Below are 4,590 nucleotides of genomic sequence, written 5' to 3'. Positions count from 1 at the left end.
GCCCTGCGATTGGCGTATCGCAAAGCAATACTATCTGAGCGACTATTTTTCTGGGTTGCGCCCCACTAATCAGTATCTTGCATTCGCGGCCCAGAACCGACCTTAGCCGCAAAATAAATATAGCACTTCAATTTCCCTAAAGCCGACATCGTGCACTGACAAAACCTCTCAATCATCGAAAGGCGGCCGTCTCGACTTATTAACCACGGCGCGATTTGTAGCCCGCTTATCAAGTAGGCGGAGATTGATCACTCGTCGAATTTTACTGGGACCGTAGTCCGGTGGTAAATGGACGAATGCCTCCGCTTGGCGCAGCATTGTGGCGACTTGCCGCCACAAACGCAACTAGACCCCTGTGATCATCGATACAATCTCATTTTTGTCTGTCTTTACCGTTTCTCGAATGCCAATTTGCTGACCACGGCGCAGGACGCAGATGCGGTCGGAGAGGCGAAATACTTGGTCTAGACTGTGACTAATGATGAGGACAGCGAGGTCGCGCTCTTTGAGGCTTGCGACAAGCTTTTCAACCTTTGCTGTTTCTGCCACACCCAGTGCCGCTGTTGGCTCATCCAGCAAAACCAGTTTTTTTGCCCAATGGGTTGCTCTGGCGATTGCAACACCTTGGCGTTGTCCACCTGACAGATTGCGAATGGTGGTTCGAGCAGAGGGGATGCGAACGTCAAGATCTTCAACGAGCTGCTCGGTCTCAGCAATCATTTTCTTGCGGTCCAACTGGAAAAGTGGCCCACGTGTTTGCTCGCGACCAAGAAACATATTCATGTAAACAGCCTGCTCATCAGCCAATGCAAGGTCTTGATAAACAACCTCAATACCAGACGCGCGTGCTTGTGTCGCGTCTTTGAAATTGACCTCATCTCCGTCAAACGAAATGGTGCCGGTTGTAGGGGTGTATACACCTGATATGATCTTAATCAGGGTCGATTTACCAGCCCCATTGTCACCAACAAGTGCAACAATCTCTCCCGCTTTCAGATCGAGCGAAAAGTCCTCAATTGCGACCACACCACCGAAGGATTTGTGGATATTTTCAAGCCGCAGTACGTCCTGAGGCACATCAACAGTTTGACTATTCATTTGACTACCTTAGGTTGGGCCAAGCTTCTTCTTGACCAAAAATATTCTCGATTGTCACAACTTTTGGCGTATCTTTGGAAATGCCTGACACGCCTACAGTGTATCCGCGCTTTACAAATGCCTGCCCTCTAAAGCCGAACACAACGCTATCACCAGATTTGGGTGAAACATTTTGTGTCGCATCAATCATGCCGTAATAATCGATTGCGCTTGTTGGTGGAATTTCAACGCTTGCGAGTGCGTTTGCTTGAGCCGTTGGCGTTGAAGACACAATTGCCTTCAAGTCATAGTCTGGAAACACGGGATCAATATATAGACCGCCGCCAAAGCAATAGGCTTTATCTTCATGCAGATGGGAGACTTCGCTGAGGTAAACCGCAGCTGGAAGTTCAGGCAGGTCTTTAACGGCGTGTAATGGGGTGGTCCCATGCAAGGCATTGCCAGGCTCACATTGGGTTGCACCTGCGTTCGCCAAAGCTTCAAGAACAACGGAAGACGTGGTGCCAGGCGCATTGATTTCTATATCGTTGTAGCCTGCATCCACTAGAGCCATGGCAGCCGCTTCCAAGGTGGAAAGGTTGTGAGTTGGCAAGACCTCGTTGCTTTCTTGGTTGAAGAGCAGAGCGGGGAAAGTCGTGATGCCAGCAAACCGTGCACCATCTAACTGATCGACGACACGGGCAAAGGCCACTATCTCTTCGGCTTTCACACCGCCTTCATGGCCTGAGTAGAAAGTGTCTCCGTCAGCTTTAATGCGGACAAGCAAATCTTGAACACGTCCAGCTTTTTTTGCGGCCGCCGCCGCTTCCCGTGCCTTTTCAATGCTAAAGATCGTCCAATAGTCTGGTTTGATGTAACTCGCAACAAGATCAGCTTCGAATTTAGGAACTTGCACGAGATGACCAACATGACCCACTGGCAAACCGGCCCGAGTGCAAGCCACCGCGCAGGCAACATCCACGGCAACTGCACGATCGACGCCGCCGCGCACAGCTGCTTGGCAAAATCCTGAATTGCGTCCAACCTGTTTGGTCATGGCAAAGACCTTCATGCCCAAACGATCGCCTTCCGCGCGCAATATTGCGGCGTTATGCTCCACGGCATCCAAGTCGAGAACATATGCATTGGCAGGGATTTTGCCTGCCTGATGCAAAGCGATAGCTGTCTCGATGAGTTTTGGGTTTCTTCTTCGAATAAGGTCGAGAAACATGGATGCTCCTATCGGTTTACGTCGCGCAATGAAATGGCGACTGCAATCAGAATTATTAATCCTCGGACGATCATTTGGTCCGAAACAGAAAGGCCCATCAATATAAGGCCATTATTGAGCATGCCCATCATAAGCGAGCCGACTAGGGCGCCAATGATCGTACCTTTCCCGCCATTCAGTGCAGTGCCGCCTATGATCACCGCAGCGATTACGGTCATTAGGTCACTTTCGCCCAACGTGTATCGCGCTGATTGCAAACGACCGGCATAAAGTAGACCTGCAAGGCCAGCACAAGCGCCACAAACCATCATCACCAGCATGCGAACACGCGGAACCTTGATGCCAGAAACTTGCGCCGCGCGCGGATTGTCGCCTGTGGCCAAGACGTGTGCGCCGAATTTGGTTTCGCGGAATACGAAATGACCTAGCGCAACTGCGCCGATGGTCCACAAAACAAGTGAAGGTACACCAAAGAGCGAACCGGAGCCGAATAAATCAGTGAAAGTTGAATTAAGAACGGGCACAGACCTAAGGTCCGTCATGGTGCGGGCAATGCCAGCAAATAGGCCCATAGTTGCCAATGTCACAAGGAAAGACGGCAAGCGCAAATAAGCGACGAGTATGCCGTTGAAAAATCCAATTGCAACTCCAACGCCTAATCCTGCCAAAATGCCAAAAAACAGTGGTTGCTCGCCAAGCACAACAGCGCTCGCGAGCGCAGAAACAGCAACAATCGAGCCAAAGGACAGATCGATTTCTCCGGCTGCGAGGACGAACACCAATCCTATCGCCATAATTGTTGTGGGAGCGGTTTGTAGGGCGATGTTGACCAAGTTCCGCTGGGTCAAAAACCCATCATCGCCTAAAGTTATGGCGAAGAACACGAAGATCAATAGAAAGCCAATATAAACCACATATTGTGTCAAATTCAGCTTCTGTGAGAGTTGGGCTAGCTTTTGCATTTGCAAAATCCTGTAATGCGAGCGGCGGGGTAAACCGCAAAAATGGGGGCAGCGATGCCGCCCCCAGCTAGGTCAAAGGGAGTTATTGGGTCAGGCTCTTTGGTGCTTCGCGGTGAAGTGAAAGCATCCAGCCTTCATTTATGTTTTTATTGGTCACGGTCACAGCAGGTGCCACTACAAATGCTGGGCTGGATTGGCCAAGTAACCCGCGTGCAGCTGATGCTGCCATGGCGCGGCCAAGTTCATATGCCTCGTCTGCAACCAATGCAGCAACGTTTCCACCACGAACCATGTCGAGTGCGATTGGTTCAGACAGATCAAGCGTTACGATCTTGGTGTCTTTGTTGCCATTGGTGCGAAGTGCAGACAAGACGCCCTCAGCGGGACCGGCCCATGTTACGTAAATGCCACCAAGATCTGGGTGCTTGAGCAACATCGCATTGGCAATTTCTTCAGCCCGTGCAGGGTCGCTGATGCCAGCGGAAGCAACAATTTCCATGTCAGGATAATCGTTTTCGATTGTTGTCTTAAAAGCGTTGTCGCGCTGGTTGGTCACATAATATGTGGCATCGTGGAAGATCCATCCAACTGAGCCTTTTCCGCCCATATTTGCTGCCAGTGCATCAGCGGCTTGCTTACCCATCTGGAAAAGATCGTCGGTTACAATAGATGCATATTGCTCACCATGTTCGTAGCCTGCCGGTACGTTAGATAAGAACACCAATTGTACGCCAGTTTCGGTTGCTTCTTTAAATGCAGCGGCAGATGCAACAGGATCGAGCGGCAAGGCCAACACGATGTTTGGCGATTTTGCCATGACGGTTTCGATATCGCTGCGCTGTTTTGCAGTATCAAATCCCGCGTTGGTTGTTGCTACAACTTCAATGCCTAAACGGTCAAATTCATCCGTTGCACCCAATGAAACGGCGCTTACAAAATCTGACTGATCATGCCAAACAAACGCCGCCTTGTAGTTACCTGCCTTAAGCGCGGCAACGTCACTGTCTGCAACTGTTACTTCTGACGATGGGGTTGCGGCTTCGCCATTTGGGCCAACTGTTTGTGCCCATGCTGAGCCAGATAATGCCAAAGCGACAACCGCAGATAGAGCGGTTTTCGATAGATAGTGCATATTGATTTCTCCTCGTTACTATTGGTTTTCGATCTCGCAAAAACTGACGATGAACTCCGCGAAAGCAATGATGCCGGTAAGATATTCATCGATTGAAATACGCTCCTCCAGCGTATGACAATTCGCGATATTTCCGGGCGCACAATAGATAGTTGGGCACCCAAGTCTTTCAATTAGGAACGGTGCTT

The 4,590-nt window shown here is 50.2% G+C and carries 4 protein-coding genes; all 4 read right to left on the bottom strand.

Annotated features, from left to right (window positions below):
* Positions 1–345: 345 nt before the first annotated feature.
* The 4 genes from Q0231_RS05740 to Q0231_RS05725 all read right to left on the bottom strand — a co-directional run bounded on the left by Q0231_RS05740 (position 346) and on the right by Q0231_RS05725 (position 4,402).
* Positions 346–1,098: an ATP-binding cassette domain-containing protein gene (locus tag Q0231_RS05740; RefSeq protein ID WP_269392430.1), complete on the bottom strand. Its 753-nt coding sequence runs from the start codon at positions 1,096–1,098 to the stop codon at positions 346–348.
* Positions 1,099–1,102: 4 nt separating this feature from the next.
* Entirely contained in the window at positions 1,103–2,308 is a 1,206-nt protein-coding gene (locus Q0231_RS05735) for an alanine racemase (RefSeq protein WP_299346174.1), read from the bottom strand.
* 8 nt (positions 2,309–2,316) lie between these two features.
* Positions 2,317–3,270, bottom strand: a complete 954-nt coding sequence (locus Q0231_RS05730) for an ABC transporter permease (RefSeq protein ID WP_269392432.1) — start codon at positions 3,268–3,270, stop codon at positions 2,317–2,319.
* Positions 3,271–3,352: 82 nt separating this feature from the next.
* Positions 3,353–4,402: a substrate-binding domain-containing protein gene (locus tag Q0231_RS05725; protein WP_299346169.1), complete on the bottom strand. Its 1,050-nt coding sequence runs from the start codon at positions 4,400–4,402 to the stop codon at positions 3,353–3,355.
* Positions 4,403–4,590 lie beyond the last annotated feature (188 nt).

The sequence above is a fragment of the uncultured Maritalea sp. genome (assembly GCF_937139385.1).
GTDB lineage: Bacteria > Pseudomonadota > Alphaproteobacteria > Rhizobiales > Devosiaceae > Maritalea > Maritalea porphyrae_A.
Note: the sequence above shows the minus strand (reverse complement) of the source record. Positions and strands in the feature narration are given on the sequence as shown.

Excerpts from the sequence above, each read along its gene's own strand:
- Q0231_RS05735 (WP_299346174.1), bottom strand. The coding sequence starts at position 2,308 with ATGTTTCTCGACCTTATTCGAAGAAGAAACCCAAAACTCATCGAGACA.
- Q0231_RS05740 (WP_269392430.1), bottom strand. The coding sequence starts at position 1,098 with ATGAATAGTCAAACTGTTGATGTGCCTCAGGACGTACTGCGGCTTGAA.
- Q0231_RS05730 (WP_269392432.1), bottom strand. The coding sequence starts at position 3,270 with ATGCAAAAGCTAGCCCAACTCTCACAGAAGCTGAATTTGACACAATAT.
- Q0231_RS05725 (WP_299346169.1), bottom strand. The coding sequence starts at position 4,402 with ATGCACTATCTATCGAAAACCGCTCTATCTGCGGTTGTCGCTTTGGCA.